Origin of the sequence: Vibrio sp. 10N.222.49.C9, assembly GCF_041474985.1 — a bacterium.
In the GTDB taxonomy this organism is placed as follows: domain Bacteria; phylum Pseudomonadota; class Gammaproteobacteria; order Enterobacterales; family Vibrionaceae; genus Vibrio; species Vibrio crassostreae_C.
In genome coordinates, this window is sequence record NZ_JBFRVD010001260.1 from 1 (window position 1) to 375 (window position 375).

Annotated in this window: 1 protein-coding gene; it reads right to left on the reverse strand. The window is 45.9% G+C overall.

Features of this window, described 5'->3' with window-relative positions:
* Window positions 1–65: 65 nt before the first annotated feature.
* On the reverse strand, window positions 66–375 hold a 310-nt coding region (locus tag AB4585_RS27820; RefSeq protein ID WP_372171986.1), incomplete at its 5' end, for a DUF2796 domain-containing protein.

Here is a 375-nt window from a genome sequence, read left to right on the forward strand (position 1 = left end):
TTCCTATATCAATCTGTTGAAAAGTGACAGGAGATGGCCACTACCTGAGTAGCGGCCATTTTTGATTAAAGCTTGATAACAGTGTTGCCTTTGGTGAGTTCCGTAGCAATCTGTGCAGAGTCGGTTAGCAGGTTAACACGAATCGTCTGCGTGCCACTGAATAGCTTGAACCAGTCGCTATCAATCTCGGTAAGTTTGCTGACATCTTTACATTGGTACTGATACGCAATGTTGAATTCACCGTGGCCACCACTATGGTCATGCGAGTCATGATGATCGCCGTGATCATGTTCAGAATGGTCGTGCGTGTCGTGGTCATGTCCATCATGATGATCAGCATGATGTTCGTCATGATCGTGACCTTCATGATCAGAG